Origin of the sequence: Paenibacillus sp. NPDC057967, assembly GCF_042887015.1 — a bacterium.
Lineage (GTDB): Bacteria > Bacillota > Bacilli > Paenibacillales > Paenibacillaceae > Pristimantibacillus.
Genome location: NZ_JBHVQB010000003.1, coordinates 243,859 through 270,503 on the forward strand (window position 1 = coordinate 243,859; position 26,645 = coordinate 270,503).

At 52.7% G+C, this 26,645-nt stretch carries 27 protein-coding genes; 5 read left to right on the forward strand and 22 right to left on the reverse strand.

Going from position 1 to position 26,645, the window contains the following annotated elements:
• Positions 1 to 16: 16 nt before the first annotated feature.
• From yqeK to ACFVSO_RS08590, 15 genes are all read right to left on the reverse strand, one after another.
• The gene (gene yqeK / locus ACFVSO_RS08520) at positions 17 to 583 is read right to left on the reverse strand and encodes a bis(5'-nucleosyl)-tetraphosphatase (symmetrical) YqeK (RefSeq protein WP_387472169.1); all 567 of its coding nucleotides are present in this window, start codon (positions 581 to 583) and stop codon (positions 17 to 19) included.
• Entirely contained in the window at positions 546 to 1,163 is a 618-nt protein-coding gene (locus tag ACFVSO_RS08525) for a nicotinate-nucleotide adenylyltransferase (RefSeq protein WP_387472171.1), read from the reverse strand. The genes yqeK and ACFVSO_RS08525 overlap by 38 nt, the downstream gene beginning before the upstream one ends.
• Positions 1,164 to 1,232: 69 nt before the next feature.
• Entirely contained in the window at positions 1,233 to 1,529 is a 297-nt protein-coding gene (gene yhbY, locus ACFVSO_RS08530) for a ribosome assembly RNA-binding protein YhbY (RefSeq protein WP_387472173.1), read from the reverse strand.
• A 75-nt stretch (positions 1,530 to 1,604) separates the two neighbouring features.
• Positions 1,605 to 2,474, reverse strand: coding sequence for a shikimate dehydrogenase (locus tag ACFVSO_RS08535; RefSeq protein ID WP_387472175.1), 870 nt, complete (start codon positions 2,472 to 2,474; stop codon positions 1,605 to 1,607).
• A gap of 26 nt (positions 2,475 to 2,500) precedes the next feature.
• On the reverse strand, positions 2,501 to 3,628 hold the full coding sequence (gene yqeH / locus ACFVSO_RS08540) for a ribosome biogenesis GTPase YqeH (RefSeq protein WP_387472177.1): 1,128 nt from the start codon (positions 3,626 to 3,628) through the stop codon (positions 2,501 to 2,503).
• Positions 3,628 to 4,152, reverse strand: coding sequence for a YqeG family HAD IIIA-type phosphatase (locus ACFVSO_RS08545; RefSeq protein WP_387472180.1), 525 nt, complete (start codon positions 4,150 to 4,152; stop codon positions 3,628 to 3,630). Before ACFVSO_RS08545 ends, yqeH begins: the two co-directional genes overlap by 1 nt.
• A 133-nt stretch (positions 4,153 to 4,285) precedes the next feature.
• The gene (locus ACFVSO_RS08550) at positions 4,286 to 6,517 is read right to left on the reverse strand and encodes a transglutaminase TgpA family protein (protein WP_387472183.1); all 2,232 of its coding nucleotides are present in this window, start codon (positions 6,515 to 6,517) and stop codon (positions 4,286 to 4,288) included.
• On the reverse strand, positions 6,514 to 7,764 hold the full coding sequence (locus ACFVSO_RS08555) for a DUF58 domain-containing protein (protein ID WP_387472185.1): 1,251 nt from the start codon (positions 7,762 to 7,764) through the stop codon (positions 6,514 to 6,516). The genes ACFVSO_RS08550 and ACFVSO_RS08555 overlap by 4 nt, the downstream gene beginning before the upstream one ends.
• 4 nt (positions 7,765 to 7,768) lie before the next feature.
• Positions 7,769 to 8,725, reverse strand: coding sequence for an AAA family ATPase (locus ACFVSO_RS08560; RefSeq protein ID WP_387472187.1), 957 nt, complete (start codon positions 8,723 to 8,725; stop codon positions 7,769 to 7,771).
• Between the two features lie 191 nt (positions 8,726 to 8,916).
• Positions 8,917 to 10,212 (reverse strand): hypothetical protein, encoded by a 1,296-nt coding sequence (locus tag ACFVSO_RS08565; protein ID WP_387472189.1) that lies wholly within the window; start codon positions 10,210 to 10,212, stop codon positions 8,917 to 8,919.
• A gap of 152 nt (positions 10,213 to 10,364) precedes the next feature.
• Complete coding sequence (gene spoVAE, locus ACFVSO_RS08570; RefSeq protein ID WP_119798397.1) at positions 10,365 to 10,715, reverse strand: stage V sporulation protein AE; 351 nt, start codon at positions 10,713 to 10,715, stop codon at positions 10,365 to 10,367.
• 2 nt (positions 10,716 to 10,717) lie between these two features.
• On the reverse strand, positions 10,718 to 11,734 hold the full coding sequence (gene spoVAD, locus ACFVSO_RS08575; RefSeq protein WP_387472191.1) for a stage V sporulation protein AD: 1,017 nt from the start codon (positions 11,732 to 11,734) through the stop codon (positions 10,718 to 10,720).
• A gap of 1 nt (position 11,735) precedes the next feature.
• Positions 11,736 to 12,188, reverse strand: coding sequence for a stage V sporulation protein AC (spoVAC, locus tag ACFVSO_RS08580; protein ID WP_387472864.1), 453 nt, complete (start codon positions 12,186 to 12,188; stop codon positions 11,736 to 11,738).
• Between the two features lie 280 nt (positions 12,189 to 12,468).
• Entirely contained in the window at positions 12,469 to 13,311 is an 843-nt protein-coding gene (locus ACFVSO_RS08585) for a sugar phosphate isomerase/epimerase family protein (RefSeq protein ID WP_387472193.1), read from the reverse strand.
• Between the two features lie 28 nt (positions 13,312 to 13,339).
• Positions 13,340 to 14,419, reverse strand: coding sequence for a Gfo/Idh/MocA family protein (locus ACFVSO_RS08590; RefSeq protein ID WP_387472195.1), 1,080 nt, complete (start codon positions 14,417 to 14,419; stop codon positions 13,340 to 13,342).
• Positions 14,420 to 14,557: 138 nt separating this feature from the next.
• Here ACFVSO_RS08590 and ACFVSO_RS08595 point away from each other — a divergent pair, with 138 nt between their 5' ends.
• Positions 14,558 to 15,436 (forward strand): helix-turn-helix domain-containing protein, encoded by an 879-nt coding sequence (locus ACFVSO_RS08595; RefSeq protein ID WP_387472197.1) that lies wholly within the window; start codon positions 14,558 to 14,560, stop codon positions 15,434 to 15,436.
• Positions 15,437 to 15,668: 232 nt separating this feature from the next.
• On the opposite strand, the gene ACFVSO_RS08600 is transcribed toward ACFVSO_RS08595, so the two are convergent.
• From ACFVSO_RS08600 to ACFVSO_RS08625, 6 genes are all read right to left on the reverse strand, one after another.
• Complete coding sequence (locus tag ACFVSO_RS08600) at positions 15,669 to 16,760, reverse strand: polysaccharide deacetylase family protein (RefSeq protein ID WP_387472200.1); 1,092 nt, start codon at positions 16,758 to 16,760, stop codon at positions 15,669 to 15,671.
• A gap of 85 nt (positions 16,761 to 16,845) precedes the next feature.
• Positions 16,846 to 17,598: a hypothetical protein gene (locus ACFVSO_RS08605; protein ID WP_387472203.1), complete on the reverse strand. Its 753-nt coding sequence runs from the start codon at positions 17,596 to 17,598 to the stop codon at positions 16,846 to 16,848.
• A complete protein-coding gene (locus ACFVSO_RS08610; RefSeq protein ID WP_387472205.1) occupies positions 17,598 to 18,293 on the reverse strand; it encodes an ABC transporter ATP-binding protein in 696 nt (231 codons plus the stop codon). The genes ACFVSO_RS08605 and ACFVSO_RS08610 overlap by 1 nt, the downstream gene beginning before the upstream one ends.
• 1 nt (position 18,294) lies before the next feature.
• Positions 18,295 to 18,678, reverse strand: a complete 384-nt coding sequence (locus ACFVSO_RS08615) for a GntR family transcriptional regulator (protein ID WP_387472207.1) — start codon at positions 18,676 to 18,678, stop codon at positions 18,295 to 18,297.
• A 40-nt stretch (positions 18,679 to 18,718) separates the two neighbouring features.
• Positions 18,719 to 19,480, reverse strand: a complete 762-nt coding sequence (locus ACFVSO_RS08620; protein WP_387472209.1) for an ABC transporter permease — start codon at positions 19,478 to 19,480, stop codon at positions 18,719 to 18,721.
• Positions 19,473 to 20,435 (reverse strand): ABC transporter ATP-binding protein, encoded by a 963-nt coding sequence (locus tag ACFVSO_RS08625; RefSeq protein ID WP_387472211.1) that lies wholly within the window; start codon positions 20,433 to 20,435, stop codon positions 19,473 to 19,475. The genes ACFVSO_RS08620 and ACFVSO_RS08625 overlap by 8 nt, the downstream gene beginning before the upstream one ends.
• Positions 20,436 to 20,744: 309 nt before the next feature.
• Between ACFVSO_RS08625 and ACFVSO_RS08630 the strand changes: the two genes are divergently transcribed.
• From ACFVSO_RS08630 to ACFVSO_RS08645, 4 genes are all read left to right on the forward strand, one after another.
• Positions 20,745 to 21,458: a response regulator transcription factor gene (locus ACFVSO_RS08630; RefSeq protein ID WP_387472213.1), complete on the forward strand. Its 714-nt coding sequence runs from the start codon at positions 20,745 to 20,747 to the stop codon at positions 21,456 to 21,458.
• 15 nt (positions 21,459 to 21,473) lie between these two features.
• Positions 21,474 to 22,904 carry a sensor histidine kinase gene (locus tag ACFVSO_RS08635; RefSeq protein WP_387472215.1) on the forward strand — a complete coding sequence of 477 codons (1,431 nt, stop codon included), beginning with the start codon at positions 21,474 to 21,476 and terminating at the stop codon, positions 22,902 to 22,904.
• Between the two features lie 80 nt (positions 22,905 to 22,984).
• Complete coding sequence (locus tag ACFVSO_RS08640) at positions 22,985 to 23,740, forward strand: ABC transporter ATP-binding protein (RefSeq protein WP_387472217.1); 756 nt, start codon at positions 22,985 to 22,987, stop codon at positions 23,738 to 23,740.
• A 4-nt stretch (positions 23,741 to 23,744) separates the two neighbouring features.
• Positions 23,745 to 26,111, forward strand: a complete 2,367-nt coding sequence (locus ACFVSO_RS08645; RefSeq protein WP_387472219.1) for an ABC transporter permease — start codon at positions 23,745 to 23,747, stop codon at positions 26,109 to 26,111.
• 92 nt (positions 26,112 to 26,203) lie between these two features.
• On the opposite strand, the gene ACFVSO_RS08650 is transcribed toward ACFVSO_RS08645, so the two are convergent.
• The gene (locus ACFVSO_RS08650; RefSeq protein WP_387472221.1) at positions 26,204 to 26,506 is read right to left on the reverse strand and encodes a WGxxGxxG family protein; all 303 of its coding nucleotides are present in this window, start codon (positions 26,504 to 26,506) and stop codon (positions 26,204 to 26,206) included.
• Between the last annotated feature and the right edge of the window lie 139 nt (positions 26,507 to 26,645).

Sequence of the window (26,645 nt, forward strand, 5' to 3'; positions counted from 1 at the left end):
ATACCTCCTTTGTCATTTACGCGTGCAATTCTTCAATTAACCCATTGCGGGCCTCAATCGTCAGCGGGTAGATCCGTTTGCCCTTGGCAATCAGAAATCCGATCGTCCCGTCTAGTCCAGCCAGCACCGCTCTCTCCAGATGCTCCTCGCCAAGCGCCCGGATGGCATCGACTCCGGGGAAGTCGCGTCCCGGCTCGATATAATCCGCCAGCCATACGATCTTCTCCAGCTTGCTCATGCCTCTACGCCCGGAGGTATGGTAGCGGATCGCATCCAGCACGCCGCCGTCTGTCACGCCAAAATCGCGTTCAGCGACCCACGCCCCGACTACCGCATGCCATAGTTCTTTATCGTAGCCAAGAACCTCTTGATTCAATCCATTATCCCGAATGGCATTGCCCTGGCGCTCAATTGGCCAAAACTTCGCAACATCATGAATGATGGCGGCAAGCTCCGCGCGCTGCGGATCTTCTCCGTACCGGAGAGCAAGCGCTATGGCTGTCTCCATCACGCCTTCTGTATGGCGCCAGCGGCGCTCAGGCATCTCAGCGCGGACCCGCTCCATGATGAGTTGTCGATCCATACAGACCATGCCTCCTTATATAGTCGCGTACAGGCTCCGGCACGAGATAGCGGATCGACTTCCCCGCCATCAGCCGTTCGCGGATCGCAGTCGACGAGATACCGATCTGCGGCATTCGGGCCAGCTGAACCGACTGTTGCAAGTAAGGCGGAAGCGAATCCGTCATTGGCTTCTCGTCCGGACGCTCCAGACCGATAAAACCGGCCATGGACGCAAGCTCCCCAATACGATGCCACTTCGGCAGATCGTTAATACGGTCGGAGCCGATAATATACGTAAAGGAACAACCCGGATGCTGCTCCAGCAGCTGCTTCACCGTATCGTAGGAGTAGCTGGTGCCGCCGCGCCTGATCTCCATATCGAGCGCCCGGAAGCGCCCTTCTCCCTCTACGGCCAACCGCGTCATCTCGAAGCGGTCTCCAGCCGATGAGGAAGGAGCCGCTTCCTTCAGGGGCGGATCTGCGGTCGGAATGAACCATACTTCATCCAGATTCCCCTGCTCTCTCGCCGTCTCCGCGGCAAGCAGATGGCCGATATGGATCGGATCGAACGTTCCGCCCATGATGCCAATTTTCCTCATGGCCGCTCCCTCCTCCAATATATAGCCCTATAAGTTCTATATGAACCTTGCCGGTTCGCAGCCGACTCTTTAGGCTCTTGGAAGCTCTATCTTTTTGTGATCCTTGGATTCCTTGTACAGCACGATCGTCTTGCCGATCACTTGGACAAGCTCAGCGCCTGCCGCTTTAGCAACTTCTGTTCCGATTTCCTTCGGATCATCGAGGCAGTTGTTGAGTACCGACACTTTAATGAGCTCTCTCGTCTCGATCGCTTCTTCGATATGGCGGACCAAATGATCGTTGGTGCCGCCTTTGCCGACCTGAAAGATCGGTTGTAGATGATGCGCTTGCGAGCGCAAATAACGTTTTTGTTTGCCAGTTAGCATAATGGTATCCTTCTTTCGTCTGCATCAGTCTTGCTATCATTTGAATTTTATTGTGCGATAAGCCCGCTTGTTGTATCACTGAAGCGCAGCCAGTACCTCTTCCCTCATCGCCGCAACCGGCGCAGGCTGGCCCGTCCAATATTCGAACGCATAGGCTCCTTGATAAATAAACATGCCAAGTCCGCCATGTGCGATGCAGCCTTGCTGCTCCGCTTCAAGCAGAAACCTGGTTTTCAGCGGATTGTAGATCAGATCGCTCGCCACAGAGCCCGGCTTCAGCCAGTGACCAGGCACGGGAGACTGATCCACCTGCGGGAACATGCCGACCGATGTCGTATTAATGACAATGTCCGCCTCTCCGCAAAGCTCCTCCAGCTGATCATTGGAAGAAGCGTCAAGCTGCACGCCGCCGGCTTCCAGCGAAGCCGCCAATTCTTCCGCCCGCTGAACGGTGCGGTTCGTAATCGTAATCCGTGCAGGCTTCTCTTGCAGTAAGGCATACACGATGCCTCGCGATGCCCCTCCCGCACCGATCACGACGACCCGCTTACCTTCTATAGAAGGGGCCGCTTCTTCCTTCAAGGAGCGGACATAGCCAATACCGTCGGTATTGTATCCGGTAAGACGGCCATTGTCATTCACAATCGTATTCACAGCACCGATCGCTCTGGCGCCTTCATGGATCTCATCCAGCAGCTCCATCACCCGCAGCTTATGCGGAATCGTCACATTGACACCCCGGATGCCCATCGCTCTTACGCCGCGAATGAAATCCTCCAGCTTATCATCGGTAATGTGAAAGGCCGCATACGCGCCGTTGATGCCCGTCTCGCGGAACGCCCGGTTCATCATAATCGGCGATTTCGAATGGCGAATGGGATCGCCAATTACGCCATACAGCACGGTATGGCTGTCGATGCCTGGTCTTGCGATATGTCCTGTCATGGCCGTTCCCCTCCTAAGCGCATGCCTTAAATCATGGAATCGCGAAGCAATACCTTGACGCCTTTCGGGGCGTAAATGTCAACGAGCGCACCTCGGGAACCATTGGCTTGAATCCAGCCGAGTCCGGAGATGAAGATATCCTGCCGTTCCCCCTGCCGTACCCTGAGCGAATGCCTTGTCCACTCCGGAATTGTCTCCAGTTCAGCCGTTGTCGGCGTGCCCAGCAGCTCCCCTTTATGGTTGTCGTACAGATCGTCGGCACGCTCCAGCTTCGTACGATGCACATTCAGCGCATTCGACAGATAAAGCGTAAACGACTGGCGCTCGCCCTCGACAAAGTCGAAGCGGACCAGGCTTCCGATGAACAGCGTCTGCTGTTCATTCAATTGATAGACAAGCGGCTTGATCGGCTTGTCCGGCATAAGCGTGCCCAGGAAGCTGCGCGGTACGACCTCTGTCATACGGCTTGTATAGACAATCCCTGGCGTATCGATAATCGCTTTGCCATCCTCCAGTGGAATATGGACTGCATCCAGCGTAGTACCCGGATAACGGGATGTCGTAAGCTCGCGCTCCATATCGCTGTAATCGCGGATCAAGCGGTTGATCAGCGTCGACTTGCCGACATTGGTTGCACCGACCACGTAGACGTCACGTCCCTGACGATGACGGTCAAGCGACTCGATGATATGGTCGAATCCCATATTACGCTTGGCGCTGCACAGTACGACATCGACCGTTCGGAGCCCTTGCGCCTTCGCCTGCTTCTGAACCCAGTTGCGGAGCCGGTTCAAGTTCATGCCCTTTGGCAGCAGGTCGATTTTGTTCACGACGAGCAGCACCGGATTGTTGCCTACAAACCTCTGCAAGCCCGATATCAAGCTGCCTTCAAAATCGTACAGGTCGACAATATGCACCACCAGGCTGTCGGTCGAGCCGATTCCCCCCAGCAGCCTCAGGAAGTCATCCTGATCAATGGCGACCGATGAAGCTTCATTATAATGCCGGATACGGAAGCATCGCTGACAGATGATCGGCTCCTTCGCGATTGCCGTTTCCGGGATATAACCGGCCTCTTCCGGATTGCCGGATTGCAGGCGCACGCCGCAGCCTGCGCATGATTGCTCCGTATGTTCTCTAAGCTGCCCTTCCATTACTTCGTTCCCTCCTCATACCACAAGCCGCGCTTTCGTAACCGTGCCAGCGCAAATCTCTCCAGTCCTCTGTTCACCTTCGTCATGACGCCTTCGTCGGCTGGTGAGATAGGCGCCACCAAAATCGTATACAGACCCATTCGATTGCCGCCGAGCACGTCAGTCATCATCTGGTCGCCGATCATGACCGTCTGCTCCGCTTTAAGACCCAGCATAGCGAGTGCCTTGCGGAATGCGGCTTGCGTCGGCTTTCTGGCTGCGTGCACGAACGGAATAGCCAGCGGGGCAGCGAACTGCCCGACTCTCGTCTCATTATTATTGGACACGATGACGACCTTGAAGCCGGCCTCCCGCACCTTGTCCAGCCATATGACAAGCTCCGGCGTGGCAAGAGGCTCCTTGGCGCCGACGAGCGTATTATCCAAATCTGTAATAATGCCGCGCACACCTTGGGCATGCAACACATTCAAATCAATATCATACACCGAATGAACGCGCATATTCGGCAATAATCTCTCGAACATAACCGATATCCCTCTGCTTTCTGCCTGCTATCTTACGAAACTATACCATATAAACGGAATTTGTTGCAAAGAAATACCGCCTGTCAGCATTGCTGTCAGGCGGTAGTCCATGCAATCGTGAACCTGGATCAAATTACTTCAATTCGCCAATCAAGTATCGGACTTTATTCGTATAACGCTCCACGTCTTCCTTCGTTGCGCCTGCAGCTCCGTACTTCGCTTTCTCAAAGCCGTCCAGCACGGTGCGGAAGTCTCCCTGCAGCCGCTTCTGGCTTTGCGACCAGCGGGCTACTGCTTCACGCAATGTTTCATGCTCTTCCCGCTTCATGCCCCGCTTCGTGCAGAAGCGAATCAAACGGTTCGCCTCCAACACAATCTGTTCGTTTGTGCTCAGATTACCGTGCCTGATTTTGAACCAGGCCATTGCCATCTGACGACGTTTTACAATCAGCCAAGCCGCAGCAGCAAGAACCAGCACCGCCAGGCTCACCAATCCCCATAATCGGCTTGGTCCGCCGGATGTTTTCACAGCGGCATTAGGCGTTTCCGACAGCTCTTCCTCAGGCATGGAAAGCTCAAGCTCTTCGCCTTCCGGCGACACATAAGGGAAACGGAAGCCGGACGTCGGCTCGAACGGAATCCAGCCGAAGCCCTCGAAATAAATTTCGACCCAGGAATGCGCATCCGAATTGCGAACCGTATATGTGCCTGCGCCTGTCGGATTGTATCGCTCGCCGTCCAGCATATTTTCTCCCGGCGGCCCGTAGCGGTCCACCGGGAGGATGCCAGGCGTAAAGCCCTTTACCCATCGGCTGGGCAAGCCGACGCTTCGGGCCATGACAGCCATCGCGGTCGAGAAATAATCGCAGTACCCTTCCTGGAGCTCGAACAGAAACCCGTCAACGAAGTCTACACTGTTGCCTGAAAGCTTGGATAAGTCCGGCTTATTATTGTAGATATAATTTTGCCGCAAGTATGTTTCGATCAGCTTGGCTCGGTCATAATCGGTTGTGCCATCTGCCGTTATATCCTCAGCGAGCTCCCGTACCCGATCAGGCAGGCTGGTCGGCAAGCTAAGATAATATTGGTCAAGACCGCTCGGCAGACTGGCTTCCGCAGTACGGAGCCCCTCTTCATCCAGCGAGACGACGGATGAGGTAACCGAATAAGACTTCGGATACGGCAGGGACTCATTCCATCTCAGCTCCCAATGCTCCGGCGACCAACGCATTGCATTCGACATGACGGCTTGCGTCTCATCGTTGATCCAATTGACTTTCGAGACGGGAGCCGCGCCGAACAGAATCGGATAAGCATCCTCACGCTCCAATGTTACAACCTGATGCACTTCCGTAAGCTGCGCCCGCTCCCTGCCAGCTCCGTCGGAGAGCTGCGCTTCCGGAATGACCCGGTCGCCGTCGAGGATCAGAGCATTCCTCCAGCCTTGGCCGGTATACTCTCCCAGCGTCTCTCCGCGCCAATAGCTTCGCTGCGAAGTCGACACCGTCATCATCGGGGAGAAGTCATAGTCGAAGCCTCCGCCCAGGATGTCGTCGTTCCGGCTGTATCCGGAACTGGAATTGCCTACCTCAGCGGTATAATCGTCTCTTTGCAAAGCCTTGTCTCCCAGGAAGACTTGAACCTCTTCCCCGCGCGCTTTTTTCCAGATCGTATAAGGGTCCTGCAGCAAAGGAGAGATGGAAGGCACATTCAGCGCAATCACCAGCAGCACCGACAACACAATAACGGCGGGTGTGAACACCCGAATCGGATACTCCAGCAGTTCCTTCAAGCTCTCGGGATGCGTCCGCTGAAGCCTGTCCAGATGATTCAAGACGAGCCAGGCCAGGCCTATAAATACGACGACGGCGACATTATCCCAAAGCCATATCGGCGTAAAGGAATCCGCGACCGTCAAGACCATAATGCTCGCTCCGATAAAACCGAACATCCTTGGCCGGGTTACGGTCCAAGCCGTGAATAACGAATGGATCACGAGCAACGACAAGCCGATCCATAGAAACGGATGAAGCCCAGCCAGCATCTCTCTGAACCACCAGCCCCATTCTCCGGAACTCTCCGCAGGTGAAGCCGACCATTCCATTCTCGCGAATCGAAAGGTGATGAACACCGTAGCCGCGAATTGAAGCAGCAATCGAATGATCCGTCCTTTTAAAGGAAGAACGATATCGATTAAGGTCGCGACCGCGAGCGTATAATAGGCAATCTTGAATGATTCCGGCCACCAGTAATTTTCGAAAATGGACAGCGAGCTTATAAGAATAACCGCTACGAATAGAGAAACGAAACGATCATACCAACGGAGCTTTAAATAAGAAGCGATCCAGAACGTCAGCTTTTTCATGCGATCCCGCTCCCTTCAAGCGCTGCGGGAAGGTCTTGCAGTCGCTTGATATCGTAGACCATCCAGCCCCGGCTCTCCAAAATGCGCTTCCAGGCGACATTCCCGCTAATTCGATTCGCGGATGATCCAATATGAATGAGGCACGGAGTCACCCCTTTGCGAGAGAGCCATTCCATACTTTGAATGACTTGCTCGCCGGTCTCCGAGGAGATTACAATCGCGAAGCAGCCCGGCTCTACAGCGGACTGCGCTTGCTGCAAGGAGGCATACAACGGATGGGGGGCGTCCGCATCGACGCTGGTCAGATGCTTCAATACCAAGTTCCGTTGATCTGCACCCGACTTCGGCGGCAGAATGGTCATCTCTTCCCCTACCGACAGCAGTCCCATCGCCGTGTCATCCCTGAAGCCGTGCTCTATAAAGGAGGCCGTTACGGAGACGGCAAGCTCGAAGCGTTCCGCCACTGCTCCTTCTTGCGCAGTCAGATGACGATCCAAGATGAGCAGCGTCCGCGGCAGCGACTCCCGCTCGAATGCTTTCGACTTCCATTGGCCGGTCTTGGCCGTCGCGTTCCAATGGACGCGCGACAGCCTGTCGCCGTGATGATATTCGCGCACGCCGTTAATTTGCGTCGTCTCCTTCGCGGATCTGGACGCCGTTGCATGCGAGTAAGGCCCGCGTATGCCTTGCCGGAATCCGTTCCATTGGCGAAGCGGAACCGTCTGGGGCAATACGCTGAATGCCGCATCCGAGCGAAATTGGCCCGTATGCTCGAACAAACCGAATACATCATAGGACAGACATTCCGTGTCTCTGAATTGATAGTTGCCGCGCGCAAGCGGTGGCGTACGATATATCACTTCCCCGCTGCGCTTCCAGTTCGGCACGAAGGAAGTCTCGAAGCTGAGCGTCTGGCCGTTATGACGAATGAGGCCGTCTCTTACGATCACGTAAGGAAGAGGGAATAAACCCGGAATCCTCACATTCAAACTTACATCGAGCGCTTCGCCTGACGTGATCGCACTATGGCCGGACGCGCTATGTCCGGAATACGATCTAATTCCTGCCACTTTATTAATGCCGCTCCATCGGCCAAGTATCAAATAAGCCAGAAGCATGTTCAAAATGATAAACAGCATAAATGCCGTCTTGCCGCCCTGGAACAGAAAATAAAACAAGCTGCAGCCATAGACGAAGGCGACAAATTGCCAGCGGTATTGTTTAGCTTTCGTCGCATGAATCCTCATCGTATTAACGCTCTAGCCGGACTGGCACTTTCGTCGATTGGACGAGCTGGCTGACGATATCCTCCCCGCGCAGCCCGTTCATGCGCGCTTCAGTCCGCAGCAATAATCGGTGGGAGAGTACATAGGATGCGAGCGCCTTCACGTCATCTGGCGTCACATACTCGCGCTGGCGAAGGAAAGCATGCGCTTTCGCCGCTTTGGTCAAGGCAATCGCTGCCCTTGGACTCGCGCCCAGCAAGATGCTGGAGTGCTCGCGGGTCCCCCTTACAAGCTCAATAATATAGTTGCCGACTGCATCATCAACATGAACCCCGGTTACTTGCCGCTGAATGCTGATCATATCGGCAATATCCAGCACAGGCTGCACCCGGTCGGACGGATGGTCCCCGGAGCCTGATGTAATCATGCGACGCTCGTCTTCGGCGCTTGGATAACCAAGCGACAGCTTCATCATGAACCGGTCAAGCTGAGCCTCCGGCAGCGTGTAAGTGCCTTCAAATTCAATCGGATTTTGCGTTGCCAGCAGAATGAAAGGCCGGGGCAGCTCATACGTATCGCCGTCCACGGTAACATGGCCCTCCTCCATCGCTTCAAGCAGCGCGGATTGTGTCTTGGTCGTCGCTCTATTAATCTCGTCCGCAAGCAAAATGTTCGTCATGACAGGGCCGGGACGGAACAGAAAGCTCTCTTGCTTCGGATGATAGATCGAGACGCCCGTTATATCGGTAGGAAGCAAATCGGGATTGCACTGTATCCGTCTGAATTGGCCTCCTATTGACTTTGCTAGTGCTTTGACAAGCTGTGTTTTGCCGGTACCCGGCACGTCCTCAAGCAGCACATGACCGCCGGCCATGACCGCGATTAGCAATCTTTCAATTTCTTCATGTTTTCCCAGGATACAAGTATCTAAGTTTCGGAGAATCGAGGTGCATAATTCCATGTCAGCCGTGCGGATATCCATGTCATAACCTCCCGGAAATATAGTTCTGAGATAATAGTACCATTTTACAGTAACGCATTGATGGAGCACAAATTGCGGCGCTACAAAAAATATTGGAGAATCCCACAGGATCATCCAATTGAAGAGCCCGTTCCATTTGCCTAATGCCTAGCAAACCTCGAACACAAGCTCCATTGAGAGTGGATTGACGATTACTCATCTTTCGCTTGGCGGTACTGAATCGATTGAGTATGCATTTCATACACATATTGACTCTTGGCAGGAAGAATGGGTTTTAGCGGGCTTTCGCTCGAAGAAGCCGACTTCTTGCCCGTCTTCACTTCATACGAGTAATAGAGGACATTCGTCTCTCTTATCTCTTCGCCCCCTTGAAACTCATATTCCCTGATCACTGCTGTACGATCGTTTTGCCATCCTATTACTTCGATGCTCCTGCCCCTGGGCGCTTGCAGCTTGCTTATCGGCTTGGCGTTCTTGTCCAAAAAATCAATCTGCTGTGCGGCAATACTTAAGAAATCGATATCAATATCCTTCACCCATCTGTCAGCCGCATCAGCCGACTCGACCCAGGCTATCGTACCCTCTTCATTCCACTTCGCCTTTTCGCTTGGCACATATCGGTCATCCGGCAGTTGATAAGCTCCCTGCGCCTTTCCGCTCATATCATAGAAAGTTAAAGCTCCGCTTTCGTCATCAAAGGCAAATCGATCCATGGCCGGCGATACAAAAAGTGACGGATACCCGGTCGTGGAATGAGGGATCACTCTAAACGGCTCATTCAATCGCTTGTACGTTTCATTCTGCAGATCAAACAGCCAGATTGTTCCTTGGAAGCTTTGGAGAAACAGCATACTCTCCTCTTCTTCCCATCGCTTTTGATAGATCGTGTCATAAGGCTCCATCTCCGGCCAAATATCGGATTGTAACCGCTCCATCTGACCAGTATCCGAGTGCAGAGCTGAAAGATGGACCTTCACACCTTCATCCGTAACCTCGGGTTCAAGAAGAAGCACGCGATCCTCGCTGAGCTTGCCGATGATACCGGAATTGTTATTAAAAAAAATATGGCCCGGATGATTCGATCCCGAGACGGTCTGGACGAACTGAATGTCTGCCGTCCCTGCTGCCGGATCAATGGCAATAAGTGCGTCAGTCAAGTTGTGATCGCCATAAAAGATATTCAAGTATTGGAAGATGCGGCCTTGCAGCTCGACAGAAGCCTTTTCATAAAAGTAATAGCTTTCGCCCATTCCATTCAGCTTCACAAGCAGGCTGCCATCCTGCTGCTTAGTTGGCGACAGTACCAGATTTATTTCGCTAAGGGATACCGTCGGTTCTACTTCAGGTGCAGGCTGCGCCCGCTCCTCAACCGGCACCAGACTGCTCGTAGGCTGAACTGCCTGCTCTTCACCGCCGGTGCAAGCACCAAGGACAAGAGTCCCAAGAATCGCGAGCAGGATCAGCTTGCCTTTGAATACGACATGCATGACAACACCTCCAAACAATAGACGAAAACTTCCTGAAAAGGTTGCCAAATTTTCCAATTCACCGCAAATCCCGCTAGGACTATGGAACGACAACAACCTGTTGAGCAAGCTCAACAGGTTGTGAATGTTTTTGGGAGTAAGCAAGCCCCTCATCAGCCCTTGGGCCGAATAATTAGAGCTGCAAGAAACGAGAATATAATCGCTGCCGATATGCCCGCACTCGTCACTTTGAATATGCCGGAGATGACACCGATCCACCCGGACTTGTGAAGCTCCGTAAGCGCGCCATGCACAAGCGCGTTACCGAAGCTTGTAATGGGAACGGTAGCGCCGGCACCTGCAAATTTGATGAGCGGCTCGTAGAGATCCAGTCCATCAACGATTGCCCCGATGACGACAAGGGTAGCCATAGTATGCGCCGGCGTCAGCTTCACCACATCGAACATCAGCTGTCCGAGCACGCAGATCGCGCCGCCGACAAGGAAAGCCCATAGAAAGATCATCGTTATAGCTCCTCTCCTGCAGCAATGGCTACCGCATGGGCAATGCCGGGAATGCTCTCGCCTTGCTGGAACGATAAGGGAGACAGCAGCGCGCCTGTCGCGACGACAAGGATTCGCTTCAGCTCTCCCTTCCGAATACGCTTCAGCAGATGGCCGTAAGTGACGACGGCGGAACAGCCGCAGCCGCTGCCTCCCGCTTGCACCTTCTGCTTCTGGACATCGTAGACCATCAGCCCGCAATCCTGGAAGAGCGTATTGTCCATCGGAACGCCATTCTGCTTCAGCAAGTCCTTGGCAATGGGATGTCCCACTCCAGCCAAGTCACCTGTGACGATTAGATCGTAATCGCCGGGCGAGCGGCCTGTATCATTGAAGTGCGCCTGGATCGTATCAACCGCCGCAGGCGCCATCGCCGCCCCCATATTGAACGGGTCCGTAATGCCCAAATCCACAACTTTGCCAATGGTGGCGCATTCGATAACAGGACCATCGCCCGACGCGGCTACAACGGCAGCACCTGCGCCCGTTACCGTATATTGCGCGGTCGGAGGCTTCTGAGAGCCGTATTCGGTCGGATACCGGAATTGCTTCTCCGCTGTACAATTGTGACTGCAGGTGCCTGCCATAACATGTGTTGCGGCTCCGCTATCCACCAGCTGCGAGGCAAGCGCAAGCGACTCCATAGACGTAGAGCAAGCCCCGAATACACCAAGATAAGGAGCGCCAAGCGACCTTGCAGCAAAGCTGTTGCTAATGATCTGATTCATCAGATCGCCGCCAATGTAGAAGTCGAGCTGGCTTCGCTCCAGCTTGGCATTCTGCAGCGCGAACTCGGAAGCCTGTTCAAGCAGCAATCGCTCCGCCTTCTCCCAGCTCTTCTGCTGCATATCCAGCTCCGGATGCACCAGATCGAAGTCCGCAGCCAGCGGGCCGTCTCCCTCATCCGGGCCTACGACCGTCGCGGTACCGATAATAACCGGCTTATTGTCAAACCACCAGGTTTGTTTGCCACGAAGCATGTTATTGCCCCCCGGTGCCCAGTATCAAATGAACAATGCCGACGAAAAACGCGGCCACGGTGCCGAATACGATAACCGAACCGGCAAGCTTGAACATATTGCCGCCTACACCCAGCACAAGTCCTTCGCTGCGGTGCTCCAGAGCGGCCGAGCACATGGAATTGGCGAAGCCTGTAACCGGCACAGCCGATCCTGCTCCTGCGAATTGGGCCAGCTTGTCGTAGACCCCGAGGCTTGTCAGGACAACCGAGATAAAGATCAAAACGGCAACAGTGGGATTGCTGGCATCCTCCCGCGACATGTCCATCAAATGAACGAACAATTCTGTAATCACTTGGCCGATTACGCATATGAACCCGCCGATCAGAAAAGCCTTCAGGCAATTGCCCGGTATTGATCTGGGCGGCTCCTTATCCTTCGCATACGCTTGGTATTCCTTTGGCGACATCGCCATTTTCTTGTATCGTTCTGCGTTTGGTTTCTTCGGCGCCAAATGAGCTTCCTCCTTTACCGCCCGCGGGTTCCCGGACTCCCAATCTGACAATGGGACAGCTGTCTGCTTACGCCAGCTATCGGACCGCTAAGCTTCCTTCCGTTTCATTATTTGTTATTTGCGGGTCTGTTATGCCAACTGTTATGCTCGAAATGCAAATGCCCCAAGATGTGGGCCATCTTGGGGCATTTCATGTTCATTATTTGTTTATAAATGCGAATCCATTGCTTATCATTTCAAATCAGCTATGAAGACCGGCAGCCGCGAACACTTTATCAAAGCCTTCCTTCGACCGCTTCGCCAGTTCCTCTGGCGTGCCAGCTGGCGGTACCGAGGAAAGAATCTCCTGCGCAACATGCCCGTCGTAGCCGATATGCTCCAGCGCTCTCAGGAAGGATGGCAGATCGATCACGCCTTCGCCCGGATAGAGGCGGCCGTTGTCCAGCGCTTCCTCGACCGGCACGTCTGGCGCATCATTCAAATGAACATGAACGATCTGAGCACGGAGCAGCGCCTCAATATCCGCTGCGCCAAGCCCGGTAGTATACCAATGATAGGAATCAAGCAGCAGTCCGACATTCGGCTCTCCGATCGCGTCAATCCAGTCCAGCGTCTCATCCATCGTCCAGATGAACGGATTGGCCCATCTCGTGCGAAGATGATGCGGCCCTACGAATTCCAAGCCGAGCGAGATGCCGTAATCAGCCAGCAGCACGGCGCATTCGCGCAAGCGGCGAGTCGCGACCGCCATGAAGTGAGCGGCCTTCTCATCAGTCGATGGAAGAATATAGGTACAGCAGCTTGCGCAGCCAAGCTTCTTAGCCGCTGCGGCATACGCGGCCAGCTTCTCCAGATCCTCCAGAAACTTCTCTTCCGCGGCACGCCATTCCACCGGCAACCCGAAGGAAGCCACCACGACGCCATTGTCACGCAAAAGCTGCTGCGCCGCTTCCTCTCCGCATTCCTCCACCAGCGCAAGCGGGTCAAGTTCCACTGAATGGAATCCATGACTCCCTGCGAGCTCAATCAGCTCGCGCTGGCTCCCAAGTGTCCCTAATCCTGCTTTCGACAGTCCTCTAAGCATGATGCTGTCCTCCCTTGTATCCTGCTCTCTATTTGTCTAGATCCCAGTTCAGAATAACCTCATGACCCGTACGGGACGATTCGTAGATGGCATCCAGAATCAGATTGTTCGTAAATCCGGTCAGCGCCGATGTAATCGGCTGCTTGCCCTCGCGAATGCATGCCAGGAAGTGCTTGCTCAGGCGCGCTCTCTCGCCTTCATCATTTTCCGGCTTGGACAGAAGCGTCTCCAGCGGACGGTCGAATTTCTCCGTCAGCAGCTTGCCTGTTCCGCCTTTGTAGCTAGCGCCGCCTTCGGAGCCCATCAGGTGGATGAACGGCGTGTTGTCCGTATCCATATGGACCGCCCAGCTCACTTCCAGGGACAGCGTGCTGCCGTCTTCCATCTTGATCAGGGCAGTCGCCAGATCCTCTACGTCATAGACGCCATTCCAGTCCGGTGTTCCCCAGTTGCCGATGCCTTTGCGGCTCGGACCGAATTCCGCATAGGTTGCGCCGTATACCGATACCGGCTTCGGATTGCCCATCAAATACAGAGCCAGGTCGAGCATATGAACGCCGATATCGATCAGCGGGCCGCCGCCGGATTGATCCATGCGTGTAAACCATGTGCCCCAACCCGGAATGCCCTTCCGGCGGAACCAGCCTGTTTTGGCCGTATAAATTTTGCCAAGCTCGCCGCGATCGACCTGCTCCTTGATCGCCATGGGTACTGCTTCCCATCTCATCTGATGGCCGACCATCACGATCCGATCCGACTCTCTGCTCGCTTTCAGAATTTGACGAGCCGCTTCGCTATTTATACCCATCGGCTTCTCCAGCAGCACATGCTTGCCCGCTTTCAGCGCGGCAATAGCCAGTGGAGCATGATGCTGGTTCGGCACTCCGATAATAACGGCATCTACATCGTCACGAGCAATCAATTCCTCAGGCGTGGCAACCACTGCGCCAATACCGTACTGGGCTGCTTTCGCTTCCGCAAGCGGCAAGTACGCATCCGTAATAGCCGTAATTTCGCATTGATCCGCCAGCTTGGAGAACTCCTGGGCGTGAACGCCGCCGATATTCCCTGCTCCGATAATGCCGATTCTGATTGTATGGATTCCCATTCTAAGTAGCCTCCCGAATGAATGTGGTATGAACTATTTTTATAATCGCTTACGATCTTTATGTTAAAATAAATAGAGCATAAAAGCGTGCTTGTTTTTTCGAAATATATCTCATTTTTTCGGAGGCTCGACGATTCTATGACGTACTTTCCCGATTATTTCAAAACTTATCCCAACATGAATACGTCAAGCCCCCTCCATATTAGCTTGAACACGCTGCCCAGAGGCTTCCGGCCTCATCGTCACGACTTTCTGGAATTCTCTTATGTCATGGACGGCACGGGCTCAGAAGCGATTAACGAGAAGAAGCATCCGATGTCTCCCGGCACCTTCACCTTTGTGCTTCCTTATCAGGTCCATGAAATCTTTACGACGGAGGGCAGCCAGCTGCAGCTGTACAATTGCAACTTCAGCATGGAGCTTCTGATGGAACCTGGAACAGGCGAGGGCCTGCACACGCTGATCGATCTGGGAGGCGATATTCCCTACGTTCAGCTTAGCGGCGCGGAGAACGAGCGCATGAAGGGCCTTATTGAAGATATGTACCGCGAATATCAAGGCCATCAGCCCTGGAGGCAAACCATGATTCAGTTGCGTCTGAAGGAAATACTCGTGCTGTTCGACCGGGCGCGCACCCGTTCCCAGCCTGACATAACAGAGACCTCCTCTTCCAGAAAGGGAGCCTCCCTATGGCCGATCATCCATTATATTCACAAACATTACCAAGACGACCTTGCCTTGTCCGACCTGGCAAAGCAATTCTCCATGAGCATGTCCCGCATCAGCGAGCTGATCAAGGAGACAACGGGGCAAACGTTCGTCCATTTTCTGCGCGATCTTCGCATCCGGCATGCGTGCGGCTTGCTCGCATCGACGGACATGAGCGTAACCGAGATTGCGATGGAAGTCGGCTACGGGTCTTACAAAACGTTCTCGCGTGTATTCCGCGAGAGCCGCGGCCTCGCGCCCAAGGATTATCGCAAGCTGAAGGGCACTCAACTGCCACAGCCGCATTAAAATAAGCCGCATCCATCCGGCCTCACGGTCGAATGAAATGCGGCTTATTAGCGCTAACGATCAACTTTCCCAATTCACAATGATGCTTACTGTCATTACCAAGACGAATATCACATACAAGACGAGTGAAATAATCCGGATCGTCCGTCTGTTCATACCCCCGCTCCTCCCAGGTTCGCATCGGTCCTTATCTTTATCCTATGCGGGCCATGACAGTTGCGGAGCTTGTTTTTTACAAATCGCCCAATCTCTCGGAGACCAGCTCGGCCTTCCAATCCAACTGCGTGCACATTTGGAGCAATCTGCGGATATCATGGCGAACCTCGATTCGCTTCAGCCCCGCTGCCTGGGCTTGTTCTATGGCCCATCTCATCATATAGACAAGCGTATCCGCTTGCGCTTCCTTGGCGCCATGCTCGTGAATAATGAGCGTATCTCCGCTTTCATACGCACGGGCATAACCCCAGTAAGACCCTTCAAATTCACGAGCGCCAAACCATTCCCGCGCTCCGCGTGACGGAAGCGGCTGCTCCAGCTGCTCTTGCCACTCTTCGATCGTAGATGCGCTGTTCACATGGCGCTCCACGCCCCATGATGCCACCTGCGCGGTCAGCTCTGGCAGCACAACGTCAACCGAATACCAGTCTTGCGGCGGATATTCGAGCGTCTCAGGCACGTCCACCATGATCTTCCAGCTTCTATAAGAAGGCTTGACGCCCAGCGATTCCATCATGGTCGGCATGCTAACAGCCCTCAGCTCTTGCTGCTTCGCGACATCGCTGATCAGCTTAAGTGAACCCGGCGATCCAATCGCGATATCGTTGCTGTGCATAACAACAATCGTGCCGTTCTTCAATTCGGGAATGATCACCTTCGCGATCGCTTCGGCAGAAATCCCCGACCAGTCAAACGATTCTACGCCTTCGATATCGACATATCCCGCTTCGTCCAGCCATTGCAGACGTTCATCGTCATAACTTGCATAAGGGAACCGCATGTAAGCGGGACAAGGCAAGCCTGTCGCTTCCTGATAAGCCAGTTCAACCGCTTTCAATTCCTCCATGAAAACATGCTTAGGGATTTGCGCCATACGGCGATGATGATAGGAGTGCGGTGCCAGCGCATGCCCGCGCCGGATGATTTCTTTTGCCCTCTCGGGGTAACGATCCATCCACTCGCCTGTAAAGAAAAACGTCCCGACTGCTCCCTCTGCCTCTAGGGCATCCAGCCATATGCTGATCGGAAGACGGCCAGGTCCGTCATCAAAGGTAAACGCGTAATAACGGTCATGTTCCGTTCCGCTCATTATGATTGTTTCGTTCAAGCTGTCCCTCTCCCTTGCGATGAAATCAATTATTTTCAGCTTGATTATAGCCCAAGGGAGTGGACAATGCTATGCTGTTGCAAGACTATAGTTTGATCCTACGCTCAATCAGGTAGATAGTACCATAAACCAGGCAAAACAATACGCCAGCCTCAAATGCAAGCGTCAACCACTCAATGGAGTTAAAGGAACCGAAGGTCAACGTCATGCTCCCGTTGCCGGACTCAATTGGACTGAGACGGATAAAGCCGTATACTTCGCTCGTCGAGAATAGAATATCCTCCACCCATGGGATGATCGTAAAGATAAGAATACATACAATGATCCCGAGGAATGTCCCGCCCTTGCCCTCCACAATTCGCGAGAAGGCCATGCAGAAGAAGATGACCATCGTCGTAAAAACAGAACCCCATATAGCTAATACGATGGAGATTGCGATTTCACCAGCTGTCAGTTGTTCAATGAGCAGCCGCAAAAACGATGTCTTGTCGTACAGCGAGGAAAAAACGGCATCAAATGCTGCAAGCAGCAAGAACAATACAATGGTTAATCCAAACATCAACACAAGAGGCGATGCGATCGTATAAATCGTCGGAAGCGGCAGCAACCGTCTGCTGTAAGCTTTGATATTGGCCATGAACGTCTGGCAAGCCATCAAAAAAACGAGTAACGCGCTAAAGAAAAAGAGCATGCACGCGATGACAATAACGAATTGCTCATTCCATCCGTTCCTCCAGCCTACAACTATATTGACGATTTGCGCGACGAGAAGAATAACAAGTCCCGCCAGCGTCATCGTCGCATTCCGCTTCCAATCGTATTTCAGCAGCTTAAGCATTAAGCATACACCTCTTTGAATAAGTCAACGACGCTCTTGCCATGCGTCATCCGTATTTGATCCACTTCTTCATGCAAGGCAAGCTGTCCGTTCTTAATGAATATCACCTCATCAAAAATTCTCTCTATATCCGTTACTAGATGAGTCGAGATAATCAGGCAGCTGTTCTCGCTATAGTATTGGACTATCGCGTCCAATATCTTCTCCCGGGCGACGGGATCTACGCCTCCGATCGGCTCGTCTAGCAGATACAGCTTGGCGTTGCGGGAGAGCGCCAGCGTAAGCTGAAGGCGCTCGTTCATCCCTTTCGACAGCGACGTGATCTTCTCGCGATCCGCAAGTCCCATGAACGATATCATTTCCTTCGCCTTGGCCATATCAAAGTCGGCGTAAAAATCACGATAGAAAGAGATGGCGTCGCGGACGCGCATCCACGGCTCAGTCAGCGGCTTATCCGGCATGAACGATGTCATCGCTTTGGACTGCAGCCCAATGGGTTCCCCGCATATCCGCGCCTCGCCGGAAGTGGGATGAATGATGCCGGAAGCGATTTTCATAATCGTTGTTTTGCCGCTGCCGTTGCTGCCAAGCAGGCCAATAATGCGGCCGGCTTCGGCTTTGAACGAGATCCCTTCAAGCGCCGACTTGGAGCCGAATCGTTTGCCAATGGATTTCATCTCCAATATGGGCTCCATTCTACGCTTCCTCCTTGTCTTTATCCGGCTGTACGGCGCCCTCGACGAGTGCTACGATATCGTTCTCCGCGAAGCCCAGTTCTTTCATTCCGCTGACGAAACGGCCCAGCAGCTCTGATGCCATCTCTTTTTTCATTTGCATGATTGTCGACTCCTCATCCGTTACGTAGCGGCCCAGGCCGCGCTTCGTTTCTACGATACCTTCCCGCTCAAGCTCCTGAAAGGTGCGCTGGATCGTATTAGGGTTGATCTGCAATTCGGCGGCCAAGTCCCGCACAGATTCAATCTTGTCGCCGGGACCCATCTTGCCGATGACGATCTGCTTCTTGATATAATTCATGATCTGAATGTAGATGGGGGCATTATTATCGAACTCGATAGTCACAATGGGCCATGCTCCTTTTACGATGCCCTGACTCATGGTACTAGGACACATCGCGTTTTCTGAAGATGAAGAAACTTGCAACCAAGAATACAATGAGATAGACGGCGATAACCGACGCCGAGAACGTAAGCGTCATTCCTTGAGGCATAGTACCGCCATTCTGATAAACGGACAGATCCACGTTCGGGAACAGCGTATACTTGATAAAGGCGTAGCGGTTAAGCAACATCGACAATATTCCGCCCGCCATAACGCAGAACATGGAGATACCAACTGTAGCGCCGCTCGATTTGGTCAAGACGCCCACCATGAAGGTCAGTGTAACAAAGGCAATGGTATATACCGCCAAGTATAGCGTATTTTCTCCAATAAGGGACCAGGTCTTGGCATCTCCTCCGCCAAAGCCAAACACAATAAAGCCCGTAATAAACGCCATCACCAGCGTAGCGGCGATTAGCACGATGGAGAACAACAGCGTGACGGCATACTTGGATGCCAATATCTTCGAACGGCTCTGCGCACGGATGAGCAGCAGCTTGATCGTACCCATCCGGAACTCCGAAGGTACAACGTTGGCAATTGCAATGATAGCAATCAGCGGCAAGATTTGTCCAGCACCCATCATCGAACCGAACAAGGCTGCAAAGTCAAATGCACTATCGATTCCGCCCATCGGGTAGCGGTGAATGAAATACCCGCTTATCCCCATAAAGAGCGCCATAATGCCAAAGTACACATAAAACGATTTCTTCTTATATAATTTGATCCATTCGTTCGTAAGCAAAGCTCCAAAGTTACGCAATGCGGTTCCCCTCCGTCCATTTCATAAATTCATCTTCAAGCGTTGATTTCATCTCTTCAATCCGGTAGAGCCCGACGCCGCCGCCAGCCAGCGCGGCAACAATCCCAGGAATATCCTCATGACGAATCGAAAGTGTGATGCGGTCCACTCCCGCCTCTTCAATCGCTTGCAGACTATCGATTTTAATTCCGTTCAGGATACCTCTCGCCTGCTCCGTATTGGACACCTGCAGCGCAAGTCTGACGGAATTGCTGTCTTGTTCCTGCTCTCCACCAATTGATCTGACCGTGATCAGCTTGCCCTCTTGGATGACAACGACCCTGCTGCACATCAGCTCCATCTCGGAGAGCAAATGGCTGGATACCAGTATCGCAATTCCTTCCTTCTCCGCAATGCTCTTCATATATTCGCGCATCTCGCGAATACCCGCCGGATCAAGTCCGTTTGTCGGCTCATCGAGGATAAGCACGGACGGACGATGCAAAAGCGCCTGCGCAATGCCGAGCCGCTGTCTCATGCCTAGCGAATAGGCTTTAACCTTTTTGTCCAAAGCATTTTGCAAGCCGACCAGCTTCGTAACCTCCTGAATGCGGGCTTCCGTCACGCCTTCCGACATTCTGGCGTACTGCTTCAAGTTATCCATGCCGGTCATGTACGGATAAAACTCCGGATTTTCTATAATGCCGCCAACATGCCGGATGGCCCGTTCAAAGTCGGTGCGGACGCTATGTCCTCCGATATGCACATCGCCTTCCGTCATGCCGATCAATCCTACAATCATGCGGATCGTGGTTGTCTTGCCTGCTCCGTTAGGCCCAAGCAGCCCGACAATCTCGCCCTTGGCAATCTGGAACGACAAGCCGCTAACCAATGTTTTGCTGCCGATCCGCTTCGTCACACCGTTCAACTGAAGAACGGAAGTTTGCTGTCCTTGCCCGTTTTTCCCCGTGTTCATGTGTTTTCTCCACTCCTATTTTTGTTCTCTTTGTATTAGCGTATTAGTGTTATATCTGAATAGTACACTAAGACATTAGTATTGTAAAGAGGATTTTTTTCGCCAGCTCATCGATAGCACATTTGCGATTAACGTTTCCTCTCAACACTATCCCATCGTTTCTAACTAGTTCGTTCGATTAGCGCTTCCTCGCAACACTCATCATTTCTGCCCTCTCTACTCAATCAAGCTTTCCTTTTGCTTGTCGATCTGTAGGGATCGATATATACTCGATTAGAAATTACATGAAGAATATGGGGGTTATTGCCCATGAATACGAACCGATCCATTCTTATTATCGAAGATGAACAAGATATCTCACGTGTGCTGAGAGATTATCTGGTGAAACAAGGCTTTGCCGCTGATACCGCAGACAACGGCGTAGAAGGCATGCGCATGCTGGCCGCCTCCGCTTACGATTACGTCATTCTCGACATCATGCTGCCTGATATCGACGGCATTGAGCTGTGCCGCCGCATTCGCGAGAGCAGCCAGGTACCCATCCTGATCTTAAGCGCGCGCGACAGCAACACGGACAAGGTGCTTGGACTCGGCTTCGGCGCGGATGACTATATGACGAAGCCCTTCTCGCTAAGCGAGCTGGTTGCACGGATTCAGGCGCACTTCCGGAGATACGACAGCGTAGTAATGCCAAAACAGCCGGCCGGAAGCGCCCTTCAAGCAGGTCCGATTACGATTGACCGCAAGTCTTACCGTGTGACGCTGCATGAGCAGGAAGTATCCCTTTCTGCCAAGGAATTTGAGCTGCTCTACCACCTCATCAAACATCGCAATCAGGTTTTTTCCAAAAACCAGCTGCTGGATGCCGTGTGGGGGTACGGTGTCTACGGTGACGAAAACACGGTTACGGTGTACATACGCAGATTAAGAGAAAAGCTCGAAAAGGACCCGTCTTCACCTAAAATGCTGAAGACCGTATGGGGCGTAGGGTATAAATTCAGCGAGGATTTCGATTCGGAATAGAGGAGCTGCTTGAGAATGAATCCGTGGATTGCAAGATGGCTGGCCGCTACACTCTTGTGCTTAGCAGCCCTGGCAGGCAGCGCTATTTATTTGCTACAGACCGGGCAGCCAGCCTCCCAAAGAGAACAGGATGCGCTTGCTCAAACCGCCAGAGTGAAAGTTAATGAATTGCTGCTATATCTGGAGCGGAATATGTATGAAATCCGGACAGGAACTCATGACAAAGAGCTTGCGATGCTTAGCCGCAACGGTGAAATCGACGTGCTTGTGCTCGCATTGGACGGAAGCGTCTTATTCGACTCCACAGGTGCGGCAAATACGGCTTACAACCCGCGACTGCTGCTAACGTATGATCGACTCGCAAACGATGATGATTTCGGGCGCTACAACATCGCGTATCCCATTATAGATGAACGGGAGGATACCCAAATCGGGAACGCGATCTTCTCCATGTCCCGGCTCTCCTTATCCTCCGGCCTTCCATCTCCAGTCTGGTTCGCCAGCACCCCCTATCTCCTCCCTGCTGTCCTGGCTATCTTATTGGCAGGGCTGCTCCTTCTTATGGCCTGGAAAATGCGCAATCGCATGATGCATCCGCTTCTGAAGCTTAAAGATCATTCGGAGCAAATTCTTAAAGGCGATTACGGTGAGATAGCGAAGCATGATAAACAGGACGAGATCGGAGAGCTTTACGCTGTTTTTGACCAAATGAGAGCGGAAATCAAACATTTGGACACTAGAAGAATGGAGCAGGATCAGGCGCGCAAAGAGCTGATTACGAATATTTCGCATGATCTGAAAACGCCTCTGACCACCGTAAAAGCTTATATCGAAGCCATTCGCGAAGGCGTATGCCCCGACATGGAATCAGTCATGGCCTATGTCGACGTGATGAAGACAAACACGGACAAGATGTCTCGGCTAACGGAAGATCTGCTCCTGCATGCGCTCCAGGATCTGGGTCAGATATCCGTCCACCTGCGGGAGCAATACAGCCTGGCATTATTTGAAGATATGATAAAACCGATTGCGCATTTCGCCCGGTCAACCGGCGTAATCATCCATGAACCCCGATCGATCCCGGATGTGCTGATCTCCGCGGACGCGCAGCGGCTGGAGCAGGTCATCGGCAATCTGGTCATGAATGCTCTGAAGCATACGAAACCCGAAGATACCATTCGAATCGAAATTGAGCGAACTGCGGATGACCTCGCCGTTACAATCGCGGATACAGGCGCGGGCATCTCACCGGAGGATATGCCATTCGTCTTTGAACGTTACTATCAAGGCCGCTCGAACGGAGCGGAATCCGCTCTTCCAACCGATGGTTCGGGACTGGGGCTATCCATCTGCAAGCACATTGTGGAAGCTCATCACGGCATGATTTCCTTCCGCAGCGTTCGGGGAGAAGGCACCCGATTCACCTTCACCATACCGGTTCTGTAAGGATTTATTCATAATTTGATAAGGGGATATTCACGTTTGCTCTCTATACTGACTTTATCACCAACTAGGAGGGTTAACCGTTGACCAAGCAAGCCATCATACAAGCTTCCCATCTGTGCAAGACATATACGACCGGCAAAGAAAATTATCATGCCATCCGTAATTTGGATATCGACATCTACGAGGGAGACTTCACCGTCATTATGGGCAACTCCGGATCAGGCAAGTCTACGCTGCTTTATCTGCTCAGCGGCCTCGACCGGCTAACGACGGGAGAAGTCACGTTCAAGGGCAAGCGCATTGACCAATATAACGAAAAGGAGCTTGCCAAATTCAGAGCGGAGCATATCGGCTATATCTATCAGAGCATCAATCTGGTGCCGGATCTATCGTTCATCGATAATGTGGCGCTGCCCGGTTATGTGGCAGGGAAATCGAAATCCGCCGTCAAAAGCCGGGCGCTGTCTTTATTGAAAGCCATGGGCATCGAAGAGCAGCAGCACCGGCTTCCATCCCATACATCCGGCGGCCAGCAGCAGCGGGCGGCTATCGCTCGCGCGCTCATTAATGAACCGGATCTTCTATTCGCCGATGAGCCGACAGGCAGCCTGAATTATGCGCAAGGCGTCGCAGTGCTCGATATGCTGACGGAGCTTAACCGCCAAGGCCAGTCCATCGTGATGGTCACCCACGACATCAAGGCGGCATGCCGTGCCGATCGCTTCATCTATATCCGGGACGGCAAAGTAGGCGGCATGCTGGAGTTCGGCAAATATGAGCCTGCAGATACAGCCCACCGCGAACATCTTATTTTTTCGTATGTATCGGGGGATTAATGCGATGATGGCCATTTATACGCTTTGCCTAGCCCAGCTGAAACGAAAAAAACTGCAAAACATCCTGACAGTCTTGCTTATTATGCTCTCTACCCTGCTGATGTCGACTTCGATGATCCTGCTTGCGAATACGGATAATGTCTTCCTAGATATGCACGACAGAACCAATGGCTCGCATGAGCTGCTCCTGCTCGACCAAGGCATTCATCCTCCAGCAGACGTGCAGCAGTGGTGGTCGGAGCAAGCGGGCGTCTCCACTACGCCTCTGCTGCCCTATCAAACCATAAGCAAGGTGTCTATGAACGGCAACGTCATCTCCAACGTTTTCATCTATCTAATGGATACGCCTAACGCGCCTATGACAGTCGACCAATTATTGGTGGCACACGGCGAAGAGAGCACCCAGCCAGCGCCAGGCACCATCTGGCTGCCGTCCTCGCTGGCAAACAAACAAGGCATTGAGGTCGGCGACCGGCTGGCGTTCGAAAGCGGCAGCCGCACGTTCGAGCTTTCCGTCAGTGCAATTGTCATTGATCTGCCGTACGGAGCGCCATTCTCCACTTCATCCCGAGTCTGGATGAATCCGGCGGATTTCAAGAGCCAACTCACAAGCGTTGCAGGCGACAGCTATATGCTGGGATTGCGATACGATGCTGCGGCAGACCGATCCGCGTTATGGGAGCAATTCGAAACATCGCTGAACAGCCCATATATCGAAACCAAGCTGACTTATGAAGAGATGTCTTCCTTCTATTTCATCTTGAACAAGCTCATCGGCTATCTGATGATTGCGCTTGGTGCGACGATGCTAGTTATCGCTCTTCTTACAATCGGCTTTACGGTATCCGACGCCATCCTTATCCAATACCGCTCAATCGGCATTATCAAATCGTTAGGCATGACGTCGAACCGGACGCTAGCCGTATTCATGATGCAATATATCCTTCTTACGGTAGTTGCTGTCATCCCTGGACTTGCTCTAAGCGGCCTCATATCAGGTTTTATTATGGACGGGACCTTGTCCAATCTGAGACTGGATCAAGAAGGCCCTGTCTTCCAAGGAGGCGCCATGCTGTCCATCGGACTGCTTGTGCTGCTTCTCGTCAGCGCTTGTACCTTTGCCGTCGTCAACAAATCCCGCCGCATCATGCCTGCACAGGCGATTCGTTACGGCATGTCAGAGGAAGACAACGCCCGCTTCAGCAAAAGACAGGCCGGATGGTTCCGGCTCGACCGCTTCTCACCTTCTATTGTGCTGGCGTGGAAAAATATACGGAGTCATCAAAAGGGCTCTTGGCTCATCTTCATCATCACATGCGTAACGGCCGCTGCGCTATCCTTCGGCTATACGCTAGTCAATAGTGTCGCTTCGATTGATCAGCGCGCAGGCGAATGGGGATATGATTCCTCGCATATAGCCGCCATCGCCATCAATCCTGCCTCCTTCTCCAGGGAGGCGCTTAACGAAGCTCTGGTACAGGATAATCGAATCCGGTCATTCGCCTGGCTTTCGACGGTGAACGGTGTAGTCGTAACAGACAGTCCGATCAATATGAATATCAGTGTGCTGGATGGAAGCTTTGAGGAGACAGGACTGACTACTATCCAAGGTACTAATCCGCAGCTGCGCAATGAAATCGCGCTTGGCGTTAATGTAGCCCGGCAGCTGAATGTGGGTATCGGTCAGCATGCCGAGGTCTACATCCAGGGAGTGAAGCGAACCTTTGTCGTATCCGGCATCTATCAAGCGATCGCCAATAAGTCCTATTCGGCGCGCATCTCGTCAGAAGCCATTCTTGATGGCAAAGGCGCCTCCAGCTTTAAACCGGACACGGCATTTATTAACGTATTCGATTTGGAGCAGGCGGACAGCGTTGCCTTTGAATACAATGAGCGATTCCAATCCTCGATGACGATTGTCACGCAGAAGCAGCTGCTGGATTCTGTCTACAAGGAAGCGACAGGATTGCTGCTTCTGCCGTTAGGCTTTATCGCGCTGCTGTTCATCGCGGTATCGGCCATTATCATCTACAGCACATGCAAAATTCAAATACGCAAAGAAAGCAAGACGTACGGCATCTACAAAACGATTGGCTTGACCTCGTCCCGTATACGGTTATCCATCCTGAGCGGAATTGCTGGCTTAGCCTTCGCGGGCGCTATCGTCGGTGTTCTTACCGGAATTTTCGTACTGCCCAGTTCCATTGAGTCGCTGTTGCACGGTTATGGCATCCTATATTTGCCCATCGTGCTGGATTGGACCGGTATCGCCATTGCCGCATGCTTAAGCCTCATCCCCGCAGCACTAGGCTCATGGCTGTCATCATCGCAAATCGCCTCTACCTCGCCTCGCAACTTAATCTTAGACTAAGCAAATTGCGAGCAAGCCCTACAACCTATTAACAAAAGGAACCATCTGTTGCCGATAAGCGGCCAGATGGTTCCTTTTGTTCAGTCGTGGAGTTAAGACTCTTTACGGTTCCTTCGTCTGAGCCCGGTCAACCCGAGCAAACCCAGCAAGCCTAGCCAGTTCCAATTGGGTCCCTTATCTGCCGCCGGCACGGATGTCATAGAGTACGAATTCAAGTCTGAGCGTTGCTGGTAACCGGGACTCCGCAGTGCCTTTGCCCGCTCCGCTTGCAGCTGCATCTGCCTCACTTCCCTGGTTGTAGCGCCCGTGTCCTCCTCTGAACTTGCCGCATAGACAGGCGCTGCGACTGCAAGCATAAGTGATAAGCCGATCATATACAGCTTTAGCCTTTTCATTGGCAACCTCCACCTTCATATGGATATGCTCCTTAGCTTTCCTCTAATGGCAGACGCTATACACTATCTAGCATGATGCAACTGGAAGTTGACTGCATCAAAAACCAACTTTAGTATATAGTTATACATAAATTTCTAC

Coding starts and splice junctions, on each gene's coding strand:
- ACFVSO_RS08645 (WP_387472219.1), top strand. CDS start 23,745: ATGATGGCCATTTATACGCTTTGCCTAGCCCAGCTGAAACGAAAAAAA.
- ACFVSO_RS08625 (WP_387472211.1), bottom strand. CDS start 20,435: ATGAACACGGGGAAAAACGGGCAAGGACAGCAAACTTCCGTTCTTCAG.
- spoVAC (WP_387472864.1), bottom strand. CDS start 12,188: ATGGCGATGTCGCCAAAGGAATACCAAGCGTATGCGAAGGATAAGGAG.
- ACFVSO_RS08545 (WP_387472180.1), bottom strand. CDS start 4,152: ATGTTCGAGAGATTATTGCCGAATATGCGCGTTCATTCGGTGTATGAT.
- ACFVSO_RS08550 (WP_387472183.1), bottom strand. CDS start 6,517: ATGAAAAAGCTGACGTTCTGGATCGCTTCTTATTTAAAGCTCCGTTGG.
- ACFVSO_RS08630 (WP_387472213.1), top strand. CDS start 20,745: ATGAATACGAACCGATCCATTCTTATTATCGAAGATGAACAAGATATC.
- ACFVSO_RS08650 (WP_387472221.1), bottom strand. CDS start 26,506: ATGAAAAGGCTAAAGCTGTATATGATCGGCTTATCACTTATGCTTGCA.
- yqeK (WP_387472169.1), bottom strand. CDS start 583: ATGGATCGACAACTCATCATGGAGCGGGTCCGCGCTGAGATGCCTGAG.
- ACFVSO_RS08560 (WP_387472187.1), bottom strand. CDS start 8,725: ATGGATATCCGCACGGCTGACATGGAATTATGCACCTCGATTCTCCGA.
- yhbY (WP_387472173.1), bottom strand. CDS start 1,529: ATGCTAACTGGCAAACAAAAACGTTATTTGCGCTCGCAAGCGCATCAT.
- spoVAD (WP_387472191.1), bottom strand. CDS start 11,734: ATGCTTCGTGGCAAACAAACCTGGTGGTTTGACAATAAGCCGGTTATT.
- ACFVSO_RS08595 (WP_387472197.1), top strand. CDS start 14,558: ATGACGTACTTTCCCGATTATTTCAAAACTTATCCCAACATGAATACG.
- ACFVSO_RS08555 (WP_387472185.1), bottom strand. CDS start 7,764: ATGAGGATTCATGCGACGAAAGCTAAACAATACCGCTGGCAATTTGTC.
- ACFVSO_RS08565 (WP_387472189.1), bottom strand. CDS start 10,212: ATGCATGTCGTATTCAAAGGCAAGCTGATCCTGCTCGCGATTCTTGGG.
- spoVAE (WP_119798397.1), bottom strand. CDS start 10,715: ATGATCTTTCTATGGGCTTTCCTTGTCGGCGGCGCGATCTGCGTGCTC.
- ACFVSO_RS08635 (WP_387472215.1), top strand. CDS start 21,474: ATGAATCCGTGGATTGCAAGATGGCTGGCCGCTACACTCTTGTGCTTA.
- ACFVSO_RS08590 (WP_387472195.1), bottom strand. CDS start 14,419: ATGGGAATCCATACAATCAGAATCGGCATTATCGGAGCAGGGAATATC.
- ACFVSO_RS08525 (WP_387472171.1), bottom strand. CDS start 1,163: ATGAGGAAAATTGGCATCATGGGCGGAACGTTCGATCCGATCCATATC.
- ACFVSO_RS08585 (WP_387472193.1), bottom strand. CDS start 13,311: ATGCTTAGAGGACTGTCGAAAGCAGGATTAGGGACACTTGGGAGCCAG.
- ACFVSO_RS08535 (WP_387472175.1), bottom strand. CDS start 2,474: ATGACAGGACATATCGCAAGACCAGGCATCGACAGCCATACCGTGCTG.
- yqeH (WP_387472177.1), bottom strand. CDS start 3,628: ATGGAAGGGCAGCTTAGAGAACATACGGAGCAATCATGCGCAGGCTGC.
- ACFVSO_RS08610 (WP_387472205.1), bottom strand. CDS start 18,293: ATGGAGCCCATATTGGAGATGAAATCCATTGGCAAACGATTCGGCTCC.
- ACFVSO_RS08605 (WP_387472203.1), bottom strand. CDS start 17,598: ATGCTTAAGCTGCTGAAATACGATTGGAAGCGGAATGCGACGATGACG.